The organism is Sorangium sp. So ce185 (assembly GCF_051526825.1).
Classification (GTDB): Bacteria; Myxococcota_A; Polyangia; order Polyangiales; family Polyangiaceae; genus Sorangium; species Sorangium cellulosum_D.
In genome coordinates this window covers 4,548,537-4,569,062 of the sequence record NZ_CP150316.1, presented here as the reverse complement: position 1 = coordinate 4,569,062, position 20,526 = coordinate 4,548,537, and the positions used below count along the sequence as shown (strand labels likewise).

Sequence of the window (20,526 nt, the reverse complement as noted above, 5' to 3'; positions counted from 1 at the left end):
GAGCGGATGCGCCGTCGTCCGACTCGTGTCTCTGTCTCTAGTTCCCGTCTTCCGTGCTCGTGCGCGTTGACTCCGGGGAATCGCGCACGCGCACGCGCACGAAGGACGAGCACGGAAGACGGGAGACGAGAGACGAAGGACGGAAGACGTCGGCATGAACCCGAGAGAGAACCGCTCTAAAGCATGCGACGCGCACAAACCCGTCCCCTCCGAATCAGCGAACTCCCTCCACCAATTCCGTCCACCCCTCTCTCCCCCTTCTCCCCCCGACCGTCGCCGGGGCACACCCGCACAGGAGACGGGCCCAGATCGGCGTTTTCGGCGCGCAGGCGTACTTCCTGTACGCCGAGCACCGAAAACGTCGAGATGGGCCCGTATCCGAAGCGGGTGTGCCCCTAAGACTCACCAGAGAGGTAGGCGGTTAGGCTGGGGATGGGGACGCCGGTGGGGCGGCCGAACTGCCAGTCTGCGGACTCGACGCTGACGCCGCCGATGTCGAGGTGGATGAACGGGAGCGTCCCCCCCTTGAGCCCCGAGGCGATGTCGAGGAACGCGAAGGGGAACTGGTGGCCGCGCGGCGTGTTCACCGAGGCGAGGCGGTTCGACGACACCACGTCCTCGGCGCTCGACCGCGGCGCGACGAACGCGTAGTCCTCGCGCCGCGGCCGCACGCGCTCCATCGGCTCGCCCCAGCGCTCCGCGAGGACGTCGAGCCGGTCGAGCTCGGGCCGGGCGGCGGCGTTGCCGATCGCGCCGGTGTACGGCCCGTGGGCGCGGTAGACGTGCCCCGTCAGCGTCGCGACCGAGAACAGGATCGGGTCGGCGGCGCCGCTCATGGCGAGCTCCCGCGCGAGCGCGAGCAGGTCGGCCAGGATGAGGCGCCCCTCGGCGTCGGTGTTGCCGATCCGCACGCGCACGCCGGCGCGGCTGCGGATGATCTCGTCGCTGACGTACGACTCCTCGCCGATGCTGTTGCGCACGAGCCCGAGCAGCCCGACGATACGCACGCCCTCCAGGCCGAGCGCCGCGGCCGCGCGCACGAGCCCGGCGACCGCGCCGGCGCCGCCCTTGTCGCGGGACATCCCGGCCATGTGCCCGTCGGTCTTCAGGTCGACGCCGCCGGTGTCGTAGGTGACGCCCTTGCCCGCGAGCATCACGGTGCGCCGGATCTCCCCGCGAGGCCGGTAGTCGAGCCGCACGACGCACGGCCGGTGCCGCTCGACCACCCGCGACGCCCGCGAGACCGCGCTGATGAGCGGGTAGTCGTCGACGTTGCGCTCGATCTTGACGAGCACGCCCGTCCTGGCGAACGCCGCCTCGCACATCTCGGCGACGCGGCGGGGCGCCATCCGCTCCGGCTCGGTGCCGGTGATGTCGCGGCAGAGCGCGCGGCCGACCTCGATGGCCGCGATCTCGCGGGCGCGCGGCTCGGGCAGCCCGAGCACCGCGAGCGACTCGGCCGAGCGCGGGGCCATCTCCGCCTCCCGCGCCTCCAGCGGGGTCCACTGGCTCCCGAGCGCCGCCAGGGCGCCCACCTCGATCGCCCGCGCGAACCGCGGCGCGGACGGCGCGCGCACGACGAGCAGCGGCCGGCTCGCCCCCGCCTCCACCGCCCGCGCGAAGCCGGCCGCCGCCGCCTCCGCGATGGAGCGGACGTCGTCGATGTCCTCCGAGAGCGCCCCCGCCGGCGCGAGCACCAGACGCCCGCCGGGCACGCCGGGCGCCGGCAGGACGAGCGGCGCACACTTGCCCTCCAGCGCGCAGTCGACGCGCGCGGCCGCCTCGACCACCGCGCCGATCGCGGGCCCGAGCCCCCCTGCGTGCTTCGCGATCGGCGACGGCGCGACGAGGACGACAGCATCGCAGCCCGCGGTCGCCGAGGTCGACTCGGCGAGGGCGTTCGCGGGCAACCCCGCCAGCGAAGTGACATGCACCATGGCCGCGGATGATGTCACAGGGATCGGCATTTTTGCAGCATCCGTCGCCGCCCGGCAGGGTACCGACACCTGCCCCGATGGCCGCTGGCCGGACGTGGCCGGCCGCCGCGTGCCCGCGCCGCGGCCAGGGCGAGCTCGCCCGCAGGCGCGATGACGCGCGCGTCCGCCCCGACGGTCACGGTCGCGGCCGAGCGCCGCCGCCGGCCGCGCTCCCTCCTCGCGCGGCGCGGGAGAGCGCTCGTGGTCGGGAATGGAGGGGAATGGAGGGGAATCGGAGGGGAATCGGAGGGGAATCGGAGCGAGAGGAGCGAGAGGAGCGACGGAGAGGCGCGCTTCAGGAGAAGAGCACGACGCTGCGGATCGACTCGCCGCTGTGCATGAGGTCGAGCGAGCGGTTGATGTCGTCGAGCGGCATCGTGTGCGTGATGAGCTCGTCGATCTTGATCTTGCCCTCCATGTACCAGTCGACGATCTTGGGGACGTCGGTGCGCCCCCGGGCGCCGCCGAACGCGGTGCCCTTCCAGACGCGCCCGGTGACGAGCTGGAACGGGCGCGTGGAGATCTCCTCGCCGGCGCCGGCGACGCCGATGATGATGCTCGTCCCCCAGCCCTTGTGGCAGCACTCGAGCGCCTGGCGCATCACCTTGACGTTGCCGATGCACTCGAAGCTGAAATCGGCGCCGCCCCGGGTCAGGTCGACGAGGTAGGGCACGAGATCTCCCTGCACCTCGTTCGGGTTGACGAAGTGGGTCATGCCGAACTTCTCGGCCAGCTCACGGCGCTTCGGGTTGATGTCGACGCCGACGATGAGGTCGGCGCCGGCCATCCGGGCGCCCTGGATCACGTTGAGCCCGATGCCGCCGAGGCCGAAGACCACCACGTTGTCGCCGGGCCGCACCTGCGCGGTGTTGACGACGGCGCCGATACCCGTCGTCACGCCGCAGCCGATGTAGCAGACCTTGTCGAACGGCGCGTCCTCGCGGATCTTGGCGACGGCGATCTCGGGCAGGACGGTGAAGCTCGAGAACGTCGACGTGCCCATGTAATGGTGAATCCGCTCGTTGCCGATCGAGAAGCGGCTCGTTCCGTCCGGCATGAGCCCTCGGCCCTGCGTGGCGCGGATGGCCTGGCAGAGGTTGGTTTTTCCGCTGGTGCAGTAAGAGCACTGCCGGCATTCGGGCGTGTAGAGGGGGATGACGTGATCGCCCTTCTTGACGCTCTTCACCGACGGGCCGACGTCGACGACGACGCCCGCGCCCTCGTGGCCGAGGATCGCGGGGAAGAGGCCTTCCGGATCCTTGCCCGAGAGGGTGTAAGCGTCGGTGTGGCAGACGCCGGTGGCCTTGATCTCGATGAGGACCTCGCCTTCGCGAGGGCCCTCCACCTGGACGTCCTCGACCGTGAGCTTCTCGCCGGCCTTGTGGGCCACGGCTGCGCGCGCTTTCATGATCGGTGGTTCTCCTCCCGCAAGCGGGGCGTTCGGGGCCCGAGCGGCGCCCGAGCCCCTCCAATAGCCGGCCGGGGAAGCAGGTTTCAAGGGGGACCCGGCCGGCCCCGCCCCGCGCCACCGCCCCGCCCGCTCGCGTCGCGGCGCGCGCCGGCGCGGCCCGCTCGCCCCCATTTCGGCGGCCCCGCCCGCGCGCCCGGCCTGGCGCGCTCCCACTCCGCCCCACAGCGACGCGCGCCGCTCGTGGGGCAGACGACCTCTGTCGTGCAGAGGCATTGCGCGCCGTTCACGCGACCTCGCGAGAGGCTGCTCTCGGCCGGCGAGGCAGGGATTCGGATGGCGCTCGTGAACGGGCGAGCGTACCATCGCTCCGTTATCCTTATGCGCACCGCTCGTCGCATACCCGGTCACCGCGCCCTCACCGCAGCAGCCGCGCTGTCCCTCGCCGCCTGCTCGGGGGGCAGATCGCCTGGAGACGCGGCCGCGGGCGAGGACGGCGGCGGGGGGAGCGCCCCCTTCGAGGGCGGCCAGGGGGGCCTGGGCGGCGGGCAAGGCGGGCTGGGCGGCGTCATGGAGTGTGTCGACGAGTGCCCTGCGGAGAAGGGTGGAATCAAGATCGGGTGCGAGACGCGCTTCATGTTCGGAATGAACTACGCGTGGCACAACTTCGCCGGCGATTTCGGCGGCATCGCCGCGTGGGACAAGCGCGGCGTCGCGGCCGAGGCGGAGACGCATGCGAAGAACCTCGCCGGCATCCGCGCGCACGGGGCGAGCGTCGTGCGGTGGTGGATGCTGCCGGAGCTGCGGGGTGAGGGCGTCGTCTTCGACGCGAACGACAGCCCGACCGGCCTCGGCGGGACGACGCGGGGCGACGTCGAGAAGGCGCTCGAGCTCGCCGAGCAGGCGGACGTCCACCTCATGTTCTGTCTCTTCTCCTTCGACAACTTCCATGCGACCCGGGTCGACGCCGACGTGAGGACGGTCGGCATTGCCCCGCTCGTGACGGACGCCGCGCGGCGCGCGGCGCTCCTGGAGAACGTCGTCAGGCCGCTCGCCCAGGCGGTCGAGCAGAGCCCGTACCGGCACCGGATGGTCGCCTGGGACGTCATCAACGAGCCCGAGCTGGCCATGACCGGCCCGAGCCCGTACGGCGACCCCGACTACGACCCGGATCCCCAGGTGGAGCCGATCGCGCACGAGCAGATGGAGGCCTTCCTCCGCGACACGATCGGGGTATTGCGCGCGGAGAGCCGGGCGCTCATCACGATCGGCTCGGCCTCGATGAAGTGGGCGCGCGCGTGGACGACCACCGACGTCGATTTCTACACATTTCACATGAACGACCGGGTCAACCGCTACTGGCCTTACAACCAGTCGCCCGCGGACTACGGCATCACGGACAAACCGGTCGTCATGGCCGATTTCCCCGTCGCCGGCCTGGCCACGGCCACCCTGTCGATGCTCCTGGAGAGCTGGTACAGCCAGGGCTATGCCGGCGCGATCAGCTGGGCCTACGGCGACGCGACCCCGACCGAGCTCGAGACCATGAAAGCCTTCGCCGATTCGAAAGGCTGCGACGTGCAGTACTGAGCCGGCCCGACGAGAGGCAGCTCTTCGCGCGGCGCGGGGAGCGCCGGCGTCTCGGCGCTGGGATCAGGAAGAGGGCAGCCAGTAATCGACGAGCGAGGCCCCCGTCACGTCGTGGGCGACCCCGGCCGCGATCGCCCACTGGGCCAGCGCCCGCCCCAGCGACGCCATCGCGGGGAACCGCCCGTCGGGGGACTTGGCCAGCCCCCGCTCGATGATCTCCCAGAGCCGCGGGTGCGCCTCGAACGCCTCCGGACGCGGCGGATCGACCCGCAGCACGTCGTGCACGATGGAGATGCTCCCCGGCCCGCCGAACGGCCGCCGGCCGCTCACGAGCTCGTAGAGCACCACGCACACGCTCCACACGTCGGAGCGCGCGTCCGACTCCTGCCCGCCGCGGACCTGCTCGGGCGCCATGTAGGCCGGGCTCCCGACCAGCGCGTCCTTCTGCCCGCCGTCCACCGCGCGCGTGTCCGTGAAGGCGATCCCGAAATCGATCAGCTTGGGGACCGTCCGGCGGCCGTCGCGCACGAGCACGATGTTCGCGGGCTTCACGTCCCGGTGCACGACCCCCGCGCCATGCGCGGCGCTGAGCGCCCCGATCACGGGCAGGAGCAGCTGGACCGCGGAGATGGGCGACATCGCGCCCGACTCGGCCACCACCTGGGCCAGCGACCGGCCCTGGAGGAGCTCCATCACCACGAACGGCTCCCCTTCCTCGGTGAAGCTGAGATCGAACACCCGCACCGCCGCCCGGTGGGACACGCGCGCCGTCGCCTGCGCCTCCTTGAGCAGCCGCGAAGCAGCCTCCGGAACCGCGCAGTCACGACGGATGAGCTTCAGCGCGACATCGAGGTTCAGGGCGAGATTCCGCGCCTTCCAGACAGCGCCCATGCTGCCCTCCCCGATCAGCTCCGTGAGGCGATACCGCCCCGCCAGGACGTCGCCTGGGGCGTAGCGCCGCAGCGCGGCGGCCGGCGCGTCGGTCGCCGGAGCCGGCAGGGCGACGGCAGGCGACACGCCCGCGAGCCCCGCCCGCAGCGTGGCAGGCGGCACGCTGGCCGGGGCGGGCGTGTCGCTCGCCGGCTCCAGCGGCACGACCTCGCCGCCAGGACGCCTTACCGAGGCGGACGGCCGCGACAGCCGGCCTGACGTCCGGAAATCGACGGGATCGAACGGGGGGCGGTGCGCCGAAGACCAGCGCGGAGATCGCGGCGAGCGGTACGCGCGCGGAGAAGAAGCTCTGCCCCCGCTCGGGGGACGGGAGCGATTCGAGGCGGGATCCATCGATGCGCCATGTGGCGTCGTGGAGCTGTCGGTTCGTCGGGTGTCCATGACCTTGCTTTGGCCCTCTGGCCCTCCGGCCCGCGATATTGCAAGGATCAGGCCGACAAAAACCGCCGCAAATGCGCCTCTTTCGCGCCCGCCGCGGCGCCGAGGTGCGGGGTCGAGACCTCAGATCCGGTGCCCCTCGCCATCAGCGCGCCTCACGCCCTCCGGGCGCCGCCTGGAGCGGCCCCGGACAGCGCGCGACGGCCAGCGGCGCAAGGGTTGTAGCAGAGCGCATTCCCTGCGCCCGGTCCCTGGGGAGGACGAGCACATCGGCGTCGGGTGTCAGCCCCCCTGCCCCTCGGCAGCGTGGGGCGCGTGGCCGGGGCCGACCAGCGCGCCGGGCTCGGTCGCGGACGAGGCGGGGAAGTCGCTCACCAGCTCGCCATCCACAGTGAACCCCACCCCCGGCTCGCGGCGCGGCCGCCGCTCGCGCGCGTCGCGCGGTTCGGCGCGGTTCAGCGCGCCGAACCGGAGGCGACGCGCCCCTTGAACGCGATCGGCACCTCCAGCGCCCTCGCCGCCTCGACGAGCAGCGCGTGCTCGCTCTCGTGGATCACGCCGTCGGCGGCGACCAGGCGGACCGCCAGCTCGATCGCGGCCTCGCGCATCCGCACGTCGGGCAGGCGCGCGCGGAGCGCCGCGAAGCGGCCATTCCTGCCCTCCTCGCGCACCGAGCGCTCGATGATCGAGATGAGCGACTCGACGACCTCCGCCCCGAGGCGGCCCGCGCTCATCGCCGCCGCGTGCGCCGTGAGCTCGGCGCGCTCGGCCTCGTTGATGGATCCGTCAGCGTACGCGGCGAGGAACATGATCTCGACCATCGCCTCGAGCTTGCTGAGCTCGAGGTGAGGAAAGGAAAGCTGCGTTTCTTCCATCATGCGATCCGAGGCTAGCGTATCACGACCCCACGGGACACAGCGCCACCGCGCCCGCCCGCTCGCCGCCGGGGCGCTCGGCCCGGCGGCGAGCGGGCGGCGCGCTGCCTGGATCTGCCCGTCGAGCTCCGCGCCGCGGCCGCCGCCGGGATCCAGGGAGTCCGGGCGCGCGGCGAAACTTCTCATCGAGCGCGGCGCCGGTTGGTGCTCAACTCCACGGTCAGATAGATCAGCCCCGCGACCGCGGTCCTCACCCCCACGCAACCCCTCCCCCACCTCGACGCCCCCACCATGACCTCCACCACCCCGACCGACCTCTTCCTCTCGCTGACCCCGCACAAGGTGATCGAGGCCGTCGAGGCCGCAGGCGTCCTCTGCAACCGCGTCTGCTATCCGCTGAACTCGTTCGAGAACCGCGTCTACGAGGTCGAGCTCGAGGACCGCACCCGCATCGTCGCGAAGTTCTACCGGCCAGGGCGCTGGACCCGCGAGCAGATCCTCGAAGAGCACCGGTTCCTCGCCGAGCTCGCGGACGCCGAGATCCCCGTCTGCCCGACGCGCCCGTTCCCCGACGGCGAGACGCTCAAGCAGATCGACCACATCCAGTACTGCCTCTTCGAGCGCATGGGCGGCCGCGCCCCCGACGAGCTCGGGGACGAGCTGTTCGTGCGCCTCGGCAGGCTCGCCGCCCGCATCCACAACGTGGGCGCGCAGCGGACCGCCGAGCACCGCGTCCGGCTCTCCGCCGACTCGTACGCGCGCGAGGACCTCGGCTGGCTCGCCGAGCGCAAGGTCATCCCCGCCGCCGTCGCGCCGCGGTACCTCGCGGCCGCGCGCGCCGTCGCCGACGCGGCCGAGGAGCGCCTGCGCGGCGTCGACGTGCACCGCATCCACGGCGACCTGCACCCGGGCAACCTGCTCCTCCGCGACGGCGCCCTCCGCGTGCTCGACTTCGACGACATGGTCGTCGGCCCCGCCGTGCAAGACCTCTGGCTCCTCCTCCCCGGCCGCGACGCGACCGCCCGGCGGCAGCGCGAGCTCTTCATCGAGGGCTACGAGGAGCTCCGCCGCTTCGACCGCTCGACCCTTGCCCTGATCGAGCCGCTGCGAGGGCTCCGCCTGATCCACTACGCCGCCTGGATCGCGCGGCGGTGGCACGATCCCATTTTTCCGAGGACTTTCCCGCACTTCGGTACAGAAGCGTACTGGCGCGACGAGGCGAGCTCGCTCGAGGAAGTGATGCAGATCGCGCGCTCCGGGGACGGCGGCGGGCCCGACGGGGGCGAGGACGAGCCGCCGCCGAGCGGGGGCAAGTACTTCTGGGACCTGAACTGAGCGGCGCGCCGGCGGGCGGGCGGAACTAGGGGCGATCAGACGCGCTTCAGCACGAGGATCAGCCGCCACGCGGCGGCGTGCTCGAACGGCACGTCGACGTTGAAGTCGCCGAGCGTCGCGACCAGCGAGAGCTCCGGCACCCGCTCCGCGACGCGCCGCCAGCCGGCCAGGTCCGGGATGTACCAGGTCGCCTCCTGCCGGAACGACGAGAGCTCCCGCGGCGCGCCGCCGTTGCGCCGGGCCGAGCACACCACCTCGAGGCTCACCGGCACCACGCGATCGGGCGTGGCCCGCTCGGTGTGGATGCGGAACCGCGCGTCGATCGACTGCTCGCCGCGCAGCTCGGTCCACTCGGTCCGGTTCACGCCGGACGGCGTGAGATCGGCCGGGTGCGTCGCCTCGATGACGTGGACGCCGCCCGGCAAGAGGAGCGAGGCCGCGAGCCGGAGGTGGCGCTCGAGCGCCGCCGGCGTGGCCAGCTGGTGGATCGCCGAGAGCGGCACGAACGAGAGATCGACCGGCGCGACGTCGGGGCGCTCGTCGAGCTCCGCGCAATGGAAGCGGACGCCAGCGCCGGCGCCGCGGGCGCACGCGGCGCGCTCGGCGTAGGCGATCATCGCCGCGGAGCCGTCCGCGCCGGCGCAGCCGACGCCGAGCTCGGCGAACGCCTCCAGGTGCCGCGCAGGCCCGCACGCCCACGAGAGCACGCGCTGCACCGGGCGGGCGCCGAAGCGGCGCGCGCACGCGAGCAGGAAGTCGCGCTCCGCGGCGTAGTCGCGGTAGCCGAAGGCCGCGTCGTAGAGCGCCGGCTCGCCCGGCGCGGGCGGCGCGGCCGGCGAGGCGGCGCCCGCCCCCCTGCCGGCCGGCGGCGCGGCCGAGGCGCGCGCAGGAGCGACCCGCTTCGTGTAGATGATGAGATCGTCGCCCGGCGCGTAGAAGTCGTCGATGACCGCCGCCCGCGCGAACTGCACCGCGTCGTAGAAGCGCACCGCCGCGCCGTGCCCCTCCCGGCTGCCCGTCTCCACGCGCACGAGGCCGCCGCCCTCGCGCGCGATCTCGCTCTCCATGGTGGCGACGAGCCCGCGCGCCACCCCCGAGCGCGCGAAGTCCGGCGAGGTCGCGATCCAGTACAGGTCGTACGTGGACTGCGTCATCGGCGTGCGGCCGTAGCAGAGGTACCCCGCCAGCCGGGGCGCTCCGCCGCCGCCCGGCGCGCCCTGGAAGCTCAGCACGAACCGGTAGCCGTCCGACGAGGGCTGGGCCAGCGTCGCGTCGACGAGCTCCAGCGCCACCGCGCGCTCGTCGGCCGTGAACGCCGGGAGCGACTCGAGCAGCTCCGCGATGAGCGGCCGGTCTTCGGGGCAAAGGCCGCGCTGCGTGATCACGGCGCCTCGGGCGCGGCGGCGAGGGCGCGGCTCGCGGCGGTGCGCGCGCGGCCCCGCGCCGGGGCGCGGCCGCGCGCGCGGAGCAGATCGCCCTGGCGCGGGCCGCGGGCGAGCGCGGCGCGGAGGATCTCCCCGATCACGTCGGCGTAGGAGAGGCCGGCGCGCGCCGCCGCGCGCGCGAAGCCGGCGTCCGGCGAGAGGTCGCAGTTCGGGTTGACGTCGATGACGTACGGCGTCCCGCGCTCGTCGAGCCGCACGTCGACGCGGCCGTAGTCGCGCAGCCCGAGCACCTCGAAGGCGCGGCGGCCGACCGCGACGACCCGGCGCAGCTCGAGCGGCCGCAGCACCGCCGCGGTCGACGGCGTGCCGATCGACGCGGCCGTCTCGGGGCGCCACTTCGACTCGTACGTGACGACGTGCGGGTGCCCCTCGGGCAGGCCCTGGAAGGTGATCTCGCCGGGCGGCAGCACGCGCGGCGTGGGCCAGCCGAGCAGCGAGACCGAGAGCTCCCGCCCGTGCACGTAGCGCTGCACCACGACCGGCTGGCGGCACCGCGCGACGACCGCGGCCACCTGGTCGCGGAGCGCGGCGCGATCGCGGACGACCGAGCCCCGATCGATCCCGGTCGAGCCGTCCTCGCGCTCCGGCTTGACGATGGCCGGGAAGGCGACGTCGGGGATGCGATCCGGACCGTCGACCCGCACCGTCTCGGGCACGCGCACGCCGGCGCGCGCGAGGATGCGGTTCGCCTCGGCCTTGTGCAGGCAGCTCCGGAGCGCGACGTGATCGCTGCCCGTGAAGGGGAGGTCGAGCCCCGCGAGCAGCCACGCGCACATGACCTCGTGGCGGCTGTCGCCGTCGAGCGCCTCGCACAGGTTGAAGATCACGTCGGGGCGATGATCGCCGATCGCCGCGAGCACCTCGCTCGGCCGGAGCACGGGCCGGTGCGCCACGCGCGCGCCCGGGGCCGCGGCGAGCGTCGCGAGGACGCTCTCGGCGACGGCCGCGCTGCCGTCCTCGCGGCCGAGCCGGAGCCGGCCGCTCCCCACCCGTTGCGCCAGTGGCGGCTCGTCGACCGCCTCCTCCGGGTCTCTGTTGGACAGGAGCAGTATCCGGGGCTCAGGCACCGCGCGCCTCCGGGCCACGGCGCCGCGCGCCCGCGCAGGGCACATGAGCGCGCGACAGCGGCGCCGCGCTCGGAGAGCGACGCGGGGCCCGGCCGTTGGAGCCGAAACGTGGAGAGAGCGCCTCGTCGAAGGAGATGCGAAGGCGACGGAATCCGTGCATGCAAGTGGCGCCACTTCACCAGCTTGCCCGGCAATCGCAAGGGGAGATTTGCGCTCTCCGGACGGAATGGGCAATGCAGCGCGCCATCGCTCCGAGACGCCCCGCCGCATCCCGTCCTGCGCGACACGCCCGCGGGCGAGCTCTTCCAGGCGATGGGGCCCGGACACCTCAGATCCGGTGAGCCAGCCGCCACTCCGGGAGCCTGCGCGACGCCTCGGGGAGCGCCCGTGGCGAGCGAGGGATGGAGTGCAGGAGAGAGGGGAGCGCGGGCGAGCGACCGTGAGGAGGCGGATCGCGGAGAGGACCCGGGGGCGCCAGAAAGAGCTTTCCTTCCCGGCGCCCTCGAGCCTGCGCGGCTCAGGCGTCCGCGCGGGCGGCGGCGCGCGGACGTCGATCGGCCGGGAAGCAGGCCTGGATCTCGTCCATGCCGAGCGTCTCCTTCGCGAGGAGCGCCGTGACGAGCGCGTCGATCTCGCTCCGCCGGGACTTCACGATCTCGACGGCGCGCGCGAGCTGGGCGTCGGTGAGCGCCCGCGCCGTCTCGTCGACGCGGTCGAGCAGGGCCGGGCTCCGCGCGGGGTGCCCATCGCCGACGCAGATGGGGCCGAGGTGGCTCATGCCGAGCTCCGCGACCATCTTCCACGCGATCGTCGAGGCGCGCTGGATGTCGTCCGAGGCGCCGGCCGTCATCGTCCCGAGGATGACCATCTCGGCGGCGCGACCGCCCATCAGCATGCAGATCTGATCCTCGAGGTACTCTTTCCGGTACATCAGCCGATCCTTCTCGGGCAGCGCCTGGGTGACGCCGAGCGCGCGGCCCCGCGGCAGGATCGACACCTTGTGCACCGGGTCGCAGCTCGGCGCGAGCAGCCCGACCGCGACGTGCCCGGCCTCGTGCACGGCGGTCGCGTAGCGCTCGTCCTCGTCGACGAGCACCCCCTTGCGCTCGAGCCCCATGAGCACCCGGTCGCGCGCGCGGTCGATGTGCGTCGGATCCACTGCGTCGGCGCCCTCGCGGGCCGCGAGGATGGCCGCCTCGTTCAGGAGGTTGGCCAGGTCGGCGCCCGAGAAGCCCGGCGTGCCGCGGGCGATGTACCCGAGATCGACCTCGCCCTGGAGCGGGATCGGCCCGGCGTGGACGTTCAGGATCTCCTCGCGGCCGCGCACGTCGGGCAGCGGCACGGTGACCTTGCGATCGAAGCGCCCCGGCCGGAGCAGCGCGGGATCGAGCATGTCGACGCGGTTGGTCGACGCGATCACCACGATGCCGGTCGCGTGGTCGAACCCGTCCATCTCGACGAGCAGCTGGTTCAGCGTCTGATCGTGCTCGGCGGACGCGGAGTCGCCCTGCCCCTTCGCGCGCGCCCGCCCGACGGCGTCGATCTCGTCGATGAAGACGATGCACGGGGCGGCCTTGCGCGCCTCGGCGAAGAGCGCGCGGACGCGGGAGGCGCCGACGCCGACGAACATCTCCTGGAAGCTCGACCCCGACGCCGAGAGGAACCGCACGCCCGCCTCGCACGCGACCGCGCGCGCCAGCAGCGTCTTGCCGGTCCCCGGCTCGCCCGTGAGCAGCACGCCGCGCGGCGGGCGGCCGCCGAGGCGCGCGAAGCGCTCGGGGCTCTTCAGGAACTCGACCGTCTCGGCGAGCTCCTGCTTGACCTCGTGCATCCCGGCCACGTCGGCGAAGCGCACGGGCGCGCGCGCGACCCCGGCCTTGGCGTCGGAGAAGACCTTCGGGCTGCGGCGCCGGCTCACCGTGAAGAGCGCGAACCCGACCGCGGCGAGGACGACCACCGGCAGCGCGGTGGACGCGGCGCGCGACGGCTCCTCCCGGGAGGCGAAGTCGACCGAGGCGCCGGCGCCCGCGAACCGGGAGACCAGCTCCTGCCGGAGCGTCGGCTCGTCGACGACGGCGGTCACCGCCACGCCGCCCGCCTGGCGCACGAAGAAGCGATCGCCGCTCACCTCGACCGCGGTCGCCTGCCCCGCCTGCGCGATCTGGAGCAGCTCGGTGTACGTCGCCGCGCGCTCCGTGGGCGACTCGCGGGCCGCGCGGAGAGCGAGCCCGAGCGTCACCGCCAGCACCACCCCCAGGATCCCGAGCACCCAAAGCCGACGCCCCGCGGGCCCCAGCCGCTTACCCACCTGCAAGAACCAGGAATTCACTGCTGCGCCACCTCACTACCCCGACGTCGGGCCGGAGCGGATCTCAGGTGTAGCAAGGATACGAACCTCAGGAAGTTCCTTCTGCGATCATTCTGAGCGGCCTGAGCACAGAATACTGCGAAAGGATGGTGGCGCCGTAAAACGGAATGCGGAGAACGAAGTTCGGTGTAATAAAACTCGCCAACTCGACTGCCCAGCTCGTCAGTTGGAACTGCCGAGCTCGCTGGCCTCGAATCGTGGAGCTCGCCGCGGGTCCTCGCGCGAGGTGGAGCTCGGCGGCGGGGCAGGAGAAGCGCTGCTGCGCGCTACGCGCCGGCGGCGGGCGCGGGATCCGCGAGCGGCAGCGAGAAGCGGAATGTCGTCGCGCCGCCGGGGGTGCTCTCGACAGCGATGGTGCCGCCGTGCGCCTCCACGAGCCCCTTCGTGATGTAGAGGCCGAGGCCCACGCCGCGGACGCGGCGTGGATCGCCCTCGGCCGCGCGCGAGAAGCGCTTGAACAGGTGCGGCAGAGACGCCTCGGCGATGCCGCGGCCCCAGTTGGTCACGGCGATCTGCGCGAAGGAACGGTCGGCGCTGACGGCCACCGCGATGTCGCCGTTCGTCTGGCCGTACTTGGCCGCGTTGGAGAGCAGGTTGGTGACGATCTGCTCGAGCCGGCCGGGGTCCGCCAGGACGTCGGGCACGTCGCCGCGCACCTCCAGCCGCACGGCGTGGCCCGCGGTCGCCGCGGTCGATTTCTCGACGATCTCTCCGAGCTGCGCGCGGAGGTCGACCGGAGAGCGATCCAGCGTGAGCTCGTGCGCCTCGATGCGCGAGGCGTCGAGGAGGTCGTCGATCATGCGGCGCAGCCGCTCGACGGACGAGGCGATCCTCCCGAGCTGCTTCTCGCCGTTCGCGACGAGCGGCCCGCCGGACCGAGCGTACAGGAGCTGGCTCGCGGTCGCGATGACCTGGATGGGCTGGCGGAGGTCGTGCGCGATGATGCCGATCCACGCCTGGCGCTGCCGCTCCATCTCCTTGAGCGCCGAGATGTCCTGGAAGACGGCGACGGCGCCCTGGATCTCGCCGTCGTCGGAGCGCACCGGGGCGGCGTTGATCAGCACCGGGACGAGGTCGCCGCCTTCGCGACGGAGCAGCGCTTCGGCCCCCGTCACGACCTCCCCGCGACGCAGGGCCCGGGTCAGCGGGCGATCGGCCCAGCCGACCGGCTCTCCTCGGGGCGTCCTGGGGTCGAAGAGCACCGTGTTGCCCCACGGATCCAGCTCGCCCGCCGCGCGAGAGGCATACTGGAGCGCCAGCCTGTTGCACGTGATGAGCCGCCCCTCGGCGTCGACCAGGATCGCCGCCTCGGGCATCTGCTCGACGACGGCCTCGATCCGCCTTCGTTCGTTCGCCTCGACCCGGCAGAGGCGCGCGGTCTCGATCGAGCTGCACGTGCGGTCGGCGAGCAGCGTCGCGGCGCGCTCGTCGTCCTCGGTGAACGGCGGGCGGCCGGGGCGCTTGCCGAGGTACAGGCGGCCCACGCTCCGGCCGCGGAAGCGGAGCGGCACGCCCAGGAACGCCTCGATCGGGGGGTGGTGCGGCGGCAACCCGATGAAGTCGGGGTGAGCGCGGACGTCGTCGAGCCGGATCGGCCGGCCGTCGCGGCCCACCGCGCCGAGGACGCCGACGGGGCGCGGGATCGCGCCGATCCGCGCGATCTGCTCCGCGGGGACGCCGCTCGGGACCCAGGCGTCGAACGGCCGCCGGCCGTCCTCTCCGACGCCGAGCGACGCGTAGTCGGCGCCCGAGATCTCCTTCGCGTGCCGCGCGATGACCTCCAGCACGGCGCGCATCCCCGACTCGGAGCGCGGCTGGTTCGCCAGCGTCTCCGAGACCGCCGCGCACGCGGCGCCGACGGCCTCGAGCTGCGCGCGGAGGCGCCACTCCGCCGCGTGGGCGCTCGCGACCGCCGCCTCCATCGCCTTGCGGCGCCCGATGTCGCGGCAGATCGTCGAGACGCCGGTGATGCGGCCCGAGGCGTCCACGATCGACGAGGCCGTGACCTCGATGTCGATATCCCTGCCGTCCTTGGTCCGGCTCACGGCCTCGAAGCGCTCGACGCGCTCGCCGCGGCGCAGGCGCGCGATGATCGCCTCCGCCTCGCCGGCGCGCTCGGGCGGGCACAGGATGGGCAGCTTCTTCCCGATCACCTCGCCGGCGCCGTAGCCGTAGAGGCGCTCCGCGGCCGGGTTCCAGCTCTGGATGGTCCCGTCGAGGGCGCTCCCGATGACGGCGTCGTCGGAGGACTGCGCGACGGTCGCCAGATAGGCGCGCGCCTCCTCGGCCTGGCGCCGGGCCTCGTCGAGCAGGTTCAGGCGCGCCGCGCTGACCCAGAGCGCGGCCCCGAGCAGGAGCGTCGAGATGGCCGAGGCGAGCGAGAACGACGCCGCGAGGGGGTAGGCCCCGAGATCCGCGCCGATCAGGAAGAGGCGGCCGATCGCGAGCGGGGCCAGGACGACGAACGGCAGGGAGCGCCGCAACAGGACGCCCCCGGGCCCGCTGGCCGTCAGCACGGCGAACGCCCCGCCATCGCGCCGCGCCGCGAGGAGCCCGGCGCAGAGCGCGAGGAAGGCGATCGCGGCGTGGAGCGCCATGCCCGTGAACGGGAACAGCGGCGGCAGGCCGTAGAAGTAGCCGACGCCGAAGACGTACCCGGTCAGCGCGGTCAGCGCGAGCGCGGCGGCCGAGAGCGCGCCGCCGTCCGAGAGCCGGGAGGCTCGCCGCGTCTTCACGGGCAGCGAGAGGAGCGCCGCGCCGATCAGGACGCTGCAGAGCGCGGTGTTCGGCGGCGGCCTGCCGGGGAACTTGCTCGTGAACGCCACGCGCGCCGGGAAGAGCAGGCGATCGAGGCCGAGGTCCCACCCGAAGACGTACTGCACGAGGGCCACGAGGCCGAACGCGACGACGCCGGCGGCGCACGTCCGCCCGAGCAGCCGGCGGAGCGGCGCCGGACGCTCCCGCCCGCCCAGCGCCCAGAGCGACGCCGCCGCGAGGACGAGGGCGACCGCGGTGTTGGGCACCATGCTCGGCAGGCCGTCCGCGATGGAGACGAGGCGGGTCGACTCGATCGACCAGCCGAGCAGCCCCACGGACCCGAGGGTGAACGAACAGGCGGCCGCGATGGCTACACCGCGCGGCGCGCCGTTCGAGAGCGCCCTCGCCCCGCCGTCGTTCATCGAGCCCCTCCCAGCGGCAGCATAATGCCGGGGCCACCGGGACGGCCTCACTTCATTGGCGCAAACGGCGGCGATGCGCTCGCCGTCCGACCTCGATGGAACCGCGGGCTCCCGCGGTGCCCATCCCATGCGCCGGGCCGGAGGGATCGGCCGGCGAGGCTCAGGCGCGCCGCCGGAGCGCCGGCGGCGACGCGATGGCGCGCGTCGGGCGAGCGCGCGCGGAGCAGCTCAGCGCTTCGGCCCGAAGATCGCCGCGTCGGCGGAGAGCCTCCCCGGCCCGAGCAGGAGCAGCACGAGGGAGATGCTGAAGTAGACGGCCGCCGCCTCGTAGGAGGCGGCGCCCATCGCGAAGAACGGGTCGCCGCTCATCACGTGCACCGAGACGGCGACGGCCATGGTGATGGCGATCCCGAGCGACGCGAGCGGCGTCAGGAGGCCGAGGATCCAGGCGATGCCGCCGCCGACCTCGGCGAGGACGGCCAGCGCCTGCAAGAACCCGGGGACGGGCGCGGTGGGCCCCATCCAGCCGAAGGGGGCCTGGATCTTCCCCCAGCCGTGAAAGATGAAAGCAATGCCGGTGACGACGCGAAGCGCGAGCAGCCCGACCGAGCCGGAAAACGGCACGTCGGTCACCCGCAGGAACCTGGTGAGCATCGGGGATCACTCCTCTCGGCTCGGTAGTAAGGAAAAATGCAGAGAACATCAAGGCCGTGCGCCTGAGCTCGCCCCGCAGGCGCGCCGGTCGGCGCTTCACGCGGTCGGGCGCTGGTCGAGGCCGCGCGCGGGGGCCGCGGGCGGCGCGGTGATCACGCGCCCGTCGTTCAGGGCGTCGAGGCACCGCCGCTTGATCGCGGCGAACTCGCTCGAGCCCACGATCGCGGCGCTCCTCGGCCGCTCGAACGGCACGGCGATCTGCGCGCCGACGCGGCACGGCCGGCGGGTCATGAGGGCGATGCGGTCGGACAGGAAGATCGCCTCGTCGATGTCGTGCGTGACGAACAGCACCGTCGTGCGCACGTGGCGGATGACGTCGAGGAGCAGCGCCTGCATCGAGAGCCGGGTCTGGGCGTCGAGCGCGCTGAACGGCTCGTCCATCAGGACCACGCGCGGCTCGGTGATCAGCACGCGCGCGATCTCGACCCGCTGTTGCATGCCGCCGGAGAGCTGCGCCGGATAGGCGTCCTCGAACCCCGACAGCCCGACGAGATCGAGCAGGCGGCGGGACGCCTCCCGGCGCTCGCGCTCCGGGACGCCGCGCATCTTGAGGCCGAAGCCGACGTTGTTCAGGACCGTCTTCCAGGGGAGCAGCGAGGACTGCTGGAAGACCATGCCGCGCTCCGGCCCGGGCGCGTCGACCGGCTCGCCGCCGACGGCGATGCTGCCGCGCTCCGGCGTCACATACCCGGCGACGGCGTTCAGGATCGTCGATTTGCCGCACCCGGACGGGCCGAGCAGGCTCACGAGCTCGCCGCCCTCGGCGGTGAGATCGAGATCCCGCACCACCTCGACGCGGCGGGACCCCGCCCCGAGGGCCACGGACAGGCCGCGGATCTCGACGGCGCCCCCCGGGCTCTCCCGGCGCGCCGCGCTCGCCGCGGGCGTCATCGGCCCTTCTCCTCGGGCCGGTGCCAGGGCGTGAGCCACGCGCCGATCCGCTGGACGAGCGCGCTGCTGAGCATGCCCATCAGGCCGATGAGCAGCATGCCGAGGACGATGTCCGGGTAGCGCTGCAAGTTGTACGACTCCCAGGTGAAGTAGCCGATGCCGTACTGGCCGCCGATCATCTCGGCGGTGACGAGGCAGAACCAGGACGTGCCCATGCCGATGCTCATCCCGGTGATGATGCTGGGCAGCGCGCCCGGGAGGACCACCTCGAGGAAGAGGCGGAAGGGGCGCGCGCCGAGGCTGCGCGAGCTCGCGATGAGCCGCGGATCGAGGGCGCCGACGCCGAGGATCGTCGCGAGCAGGATCGGGAACAGCGCGCCCATATAGGTGATGAAGATCATGCTCAGCTCGGCCGACGGGAACATCAGGATCGCGAGCGGGAGCCAGGCGACGCCGGGGATCGGGCGCAGGACCTCGAGCGGCGGCAGGAGCGTGTCCTCGGCGAGCCGCGAGCGGCCGATGGCGAGCCCGAGCACGACGCCCGTGACGCCCGCGGCGACGAAGCCCGCGAGGACGCGGAGCACGCTGCTCCGGAGGTGCAGCCAGAGCTTCGGCGAGCCGAAGAGCTCCCGCGCCGCGACGAGGACCTCGGTCGGCGCGGGCACGTTGACGAACGTGACGAGGCCGAGGTCGACGCGCGACGTCGACGCCCACTGCCAGAGGGCGACGCACGCGGCCACGGACAGGACGCGCAGCGCGGCGCGGCCGAGATCGCGCCGCGGGCGCCGCTCGCCCCCCGGCGCCGGGGAGGCGCGCCGCCGCGACGCGCTCGCGCTGGCCGGCGCGGGCGCGGGCGCGAAGGTCGCGCGGCCGCCGAGCTCCGCCGCGGCGGGCGCGCTGCGCTCCGAGATCATCGTCATGGCGCCGCCGCCGTGAGCTTGGTGACGTCGCCCCGCAGGGTCGCGAAGTCGACGAGCGCCGCGGCGTTCTCCGCGGCCCACCGCTCGGCGTCCTCCTTCGCCAGGAACGCCGCGAGGCTCCCGTCGGGGCGCCGCGCGTACCACGCGCGATCGGCGAGGAGCTTCACCCCGCTGAGCCGGTCGTGCACGAAGGCGGCGCGGATCTCCTTGCCCTCGGCCGCGAGCTGCTTCAGCGCGGCGAGCGCGGAGCCCGGGCTCGCGTACGCGCGCACCTTCGGCTCGCCCCCGACCCAGATCTGCGCGGCCAGCGTCGGCTCGGCGATCGGCGCGCCGGACAGGGCGTCGCTCCCGGAGAGCGGGAGCTTCGCGTAGCTCGCGAGCCGCGCCTCGTAGTCGAGCCCGAGCTCCTGGGCCGCGCGCCGGATGTACCGGTCGTCCACGAACGCGCCCACGTCGAGCGTCGTGTCGGTGCGCTTGAGCAGCGTGAGCGTGTCGACGGCCACCTGGAGCGCGCGGCGGACCTCCGGCTTGACGGTGAAGTCCCGCGTCTGGATGCCGAGCGGCCCGTGGAACATGTAGGCGACCTCGGCGTCCACGCCGGTCACCTTCTCGATGAGCTCGCTGTACTTCTCGGGCTCCTCCGCGAACAGCCGATCGGCCTCGAGCGCCGCCTTGAGGAAGGCGACGACGATCTCCGGGTGCTCCTCCGCGTACGCCGCGCGCGCCAGGACGCCGTGCGCCGTCGGCACCTTGACGCTGGCGCCGTCGTAGATCTTCCGGGCGAAGCCGCGGAACGGGAACAGCTCGGCGAACGGGACGAAGTCGGCGTGCGCGTCGATCTTCTTCGCCTTCAGCGAGGAGCCGCCGACCTCGGGCGACTGCGACACGAGCGTCACGTCCTTGTCCGGATCCCAGCCGAGATCGCGGATCGCCCGGAGCAGCATGCCGTGGGCGGACGAGCCGAACGGGACCGAGATCTGCTTGCCCTTGAGGTCCTTCAGGCCCTGGGCCGGCGAGTCGATCGGCACCACGATGCCGTTGCCGCTCCCGAGCGCGCTGCCCGAGAGCGTGGCGATGTAGAGGCTGCGGCTCCCCTGCTTCTGGTGGGCGACGCCGTTCAGCACGCCGGGGAAGTCGGCCATCGCGCCGATGTCGAGCTTCCCGGCCACCATCTCGGTCGTCAGCGGCGGCCCCGAGGTGAAGTCCTTCCACTCGATCTCGTAGGAGACGTCCTTGTACTTGCCGTCCCTCGGGAGGTGCTTCTCGAGCAGCTTGAGCTCCCGGATCAGGAGCCCGCCGGTGGCGCAGTTGATCGTCGTGTCCTGCGTCCCGATGGCGATGCGGATCGTCCGCTTCTCTTCCTTCGTGCACGACAGGCCGACGAGGACCGCCACGAGGAGCAACAGCACGCGCGCTGCCTTGATCATCG

14 protein-coding genes are annotated in these 20,526 nt (G+C 73.2%); 2 read left to right on the top strand and 12 right to left on the bottom strand.

Going from position 1 to position 20,526, the window contains the following annotated elements; all coding sequences use genetic code 11:
• Window positions 1–395 precede the first annotated feature (395 nt).
• Entirely contained in the window at window positions 396–1,937 is a 1,542-nt protein-coding gene (locus WMF26_RS16865; protein WP_438001164.1) for an aminopeptidase, read from the bottom strand.
• Between the two features lie 334 nt (window positions 1,938–2,271).
• A complete protein-coding gene (locus tag WMF26_RS16860) occupies window positions 2,272–3,384 on the bottom strand; it encodes an S-(hydroxymethyl)glutathione dehydrogenase/class III alcohol dehydrogenase (protein ID WP_437947177.1) in 1,113 nt (370 codons plus the stop codon).
• A 381-nt stretch (window positions 3,385–3,765) separates the two neighbouring features.
• Here WMF26_RS16860 and WMF26_RS16855 point away from each other — a divergent pair, with 381 nt between their 5' ends.
• Window positions 3,766–4,974, top strand: coding sequence for a hypothetical protein (locus tag WMF26_RS16855; protein WP_438001163.1), 1,209 nt, complete (start codon window positions 3,766–3,768; stop codon window positions 4,972–4,974).
• 63 nt (window positions 4,975–5,037) lie between these two features.
• Here the strand turns inward: WMF26_RS16855 and WMF26_RS16850 are convergent, their stop codons facing one another.
• Both WMF26_RS16850 and WMF26_RS16845 read right to left on the bottom strand, forming a co-directional pair.
• Window positions 5,038–6,069 (bottom strand): serine/threonine-protein kinase, encoded by a 1,032-nt coding sequence (locus tag WMF26_RS16850; protein ID WP_437947175.1) that lies wholly within the window; start codon window positions 6,067–6,069, stop codon window positions 5,038–5,040.
• Between the two features lie 689 nt (window positions 6,070–6,758).
• The gene (locus tag WMF26_RS16845; protein WP_020735348.1) at window positions 6,759–7,181 is read right to left on the bottom strand and encodes a TerB family tellurite resistance protein; all 423 of its coding nucleotides are present in this window, start codon (window positions 7,179–7,181) and stop codon (window positions 6,759–6,761) included.
• A 288-nt stretch (window positions 7,182–7,469) separates the two neighbouring features.
• Here WMF26_RS16845 and WMF26_RS16840 point away from each other — a divergent pair, with 288 nt between their 5' ends.
• Window positions 7,470–8,513 carry a serine/threonine protein kinase gene (locus WMF26_RS16840; RefSeq protein ID WP_061623916.1) on the top strand — a complete coding sequence of 348 codons (1,044 nt, stop codon included), beginning with the start codon at window positions 7,470–7,472 and terminating at the stop codon, window positions 8,511–8,513.
• 35 nt (window positions 8,514–8,548) lie between these two features.
• Here the strand turns inward: WMF26_RS16840 and WMF26_RS16835 are convergent, their stop codons facing one another.
• The 8 genes from WMF26_RS16835 to WMF26_RS16800 all read right to left on the bottom strand — a co-directional run bounded on the left by WMF26_RS16835 (window position 8,549) and on the right by WMF26_RS16800 (window position 20,524).
• Window positions 8,549–9,898 carry a GNAT family N-acetyltransferase gene (locus WMF26_RS16835; RefSeq protein ID WP_438001162.1) on the bottom strand — a complete coding sequence of 450 codons (1,350 nt, stop codon included), beginning with the start codon at window positions 9,896–9,898 and terminating at the stop codon, window positions 8,549–8,551.
• On the bottom strand, window positions 9,895–11,025 hold the full coding sequence (locus WMF26_RS16830; RefSeq protein WP_438001161.1) for a D-alanine--D-alanine ligase family protein: 1,131 nt from the start codon (window positions 11,023–11,025) through the stop codon (window positions 9,895–9,897). Before WMF26_RS16830 ends, WMF26_RS16835 begins: the two co-directional genes overlap by 4 nt.
• A gap of 517 nt (window positions 11,026–11,542) precedes the next feature.
• Window positions 11,543–13,354 (bottom strand): ATP-dependent zinc metalloprotease FtsH, encoded by a 1,812-nt coding sequence (gene ftsH / locus WMF26_RS16825; protein ID WP_437338039.1) that lies wholly within the window; start codon window positions 13,352–13,354, stop codon window positions 11,543–11,545.
• A 305-nt stretch (window positions 13,355–13,659) separates the two neighbouring features.
• Entirely contained in the window at window positions 13,660–16,572 is a 2,913-nt protein-coding gene (locus WMF26_RS16820) for a PAS domain S-box protein (protein ID WP_438001160.1), read from the bottom strand.
• Window positions 16,573–16,800: 228 nt separating this feature from the next.
• Complete coding sequence (locus WMF26_RS16815) at window positions 16,801–17,226, bottom strand: DoxX family protein (protein WP_438001159.1); 426 nt, start codon at window positions 17,224–17,226, stop codon at window positions 16,801–16,803.
• A gap of 96 nt (window positions 17,227–17,322) precedes the next feature.
• Complete coding sequence (locus WMF26_RS16810; RefSeq protein ID WP_438001158.1) at window positions 17,323–18,177, bottom strand: ABC transporter ATP-binding protein; 855 nt, start codon at window positions 18,175–18,177, stop codon at window positions 17,323–17,325.
• Entirely contained in the window at window positions 18,174–19,097 is a 924-nt protein-coding gene (locus WMF26_RS16805; RefSeq protein ID WP_438001157.1) for an ABC transporter permease, read from the bottom strand. The genes WMF26_RS16810 and WMF26_RS16805 overlap by 4 nt, the downstream gene beginning before the upstream one ends.
• A complete protein-coding gene (locus tag WMF26_RS16800; RefSeq protein WP_438001156.1) occupies window positions 19,094–20,524 on the bottom strand; it encodes an ABC transporter substrate-binding protein in 1,431 nt (476 codons plus the stop codon). Before WMF26_RS16800 ends, WMF26_RS16805 begins: the two co-directional genes overlap by 4 nt.
• Window positions 20,525–20,526 lie beyond the last annotated feature (2 nt).

Bases quoted from the DNA above. Each gene is read 5' to 3' on its own strand.
- WMF26_RS16865 (WP_438001164.1), bottom strand. From the start codon at position 1,937: ATGGTGCATGTCACTTCGCTGGCGGGGTTGCCCGCGAACGCCCTCGCC.
- WMF26_RS16860 (WP_437947177.1), bottom strand. From the start codon at position 3,384: ATGAAAGCGCGCGCAGCCGTGGCCCACAAGGCCGGCGAGAAGCTCACG.
- WMF26_RS16855 (WP_438001163.1), top strand. From the start codon at position 3,766: ATGCGCACCGCTCGTCGCATACCCGGTCACCGCGCCCTCACCGCAGCA.
- WMF26_RS16845 (WP_020735348.1), bottom strand. From the start codon at position 7,181: ATGATGGAAGAAACGCAGCTTTCCTTTCCTCACCTCGAGCTCAGCAAG.
- WMF26_RS16840 (WP_061623916.1), top strand. From the start codon at position 7,470: ATGACCTCCACCACCCCGACCGACCTCTTCCTCTCGCTGACCCCGCAC.
- WMF26_RS16820 (WP_438001160.1), bottom strand. From the start codon at position 16,572: ATGAACGACGGCGGGGCGAGGGCGCTCTCGAACGGCGCGCCGCGCGGT.
- WMF26_RS16815 (WP_438001159.1), bottom strand. From the start codon at position 17,226: ATGCTCACCAGGTTCCTGCGGGTGACCGACGTGCCGTTTTCCGGCTCG.
- WMF26_RS16810 (WP_438001158.1), bottom strand. From the start codon at position 18,177: ATGACGCCCGCGGCGAGCGCGGCGCGCCGGGAGAGCCCGGGGGGCGCC.
- WMF26_RS16805 (WP_438001157.1), bottom strand. From the start codon at position 19,097: ATGACGATGATCTCGGAGCGCAGCGCGCCCGCCGCGGCGGAGCTCGGC.
- WMF26_RS16800 (WP_438001156.1), bottom strand. From the start codon at position 20,524: ATGATCAAGGCAGCGCGCGTGCTGTTGCTCCTCGTGGCGGTCCTCGTC.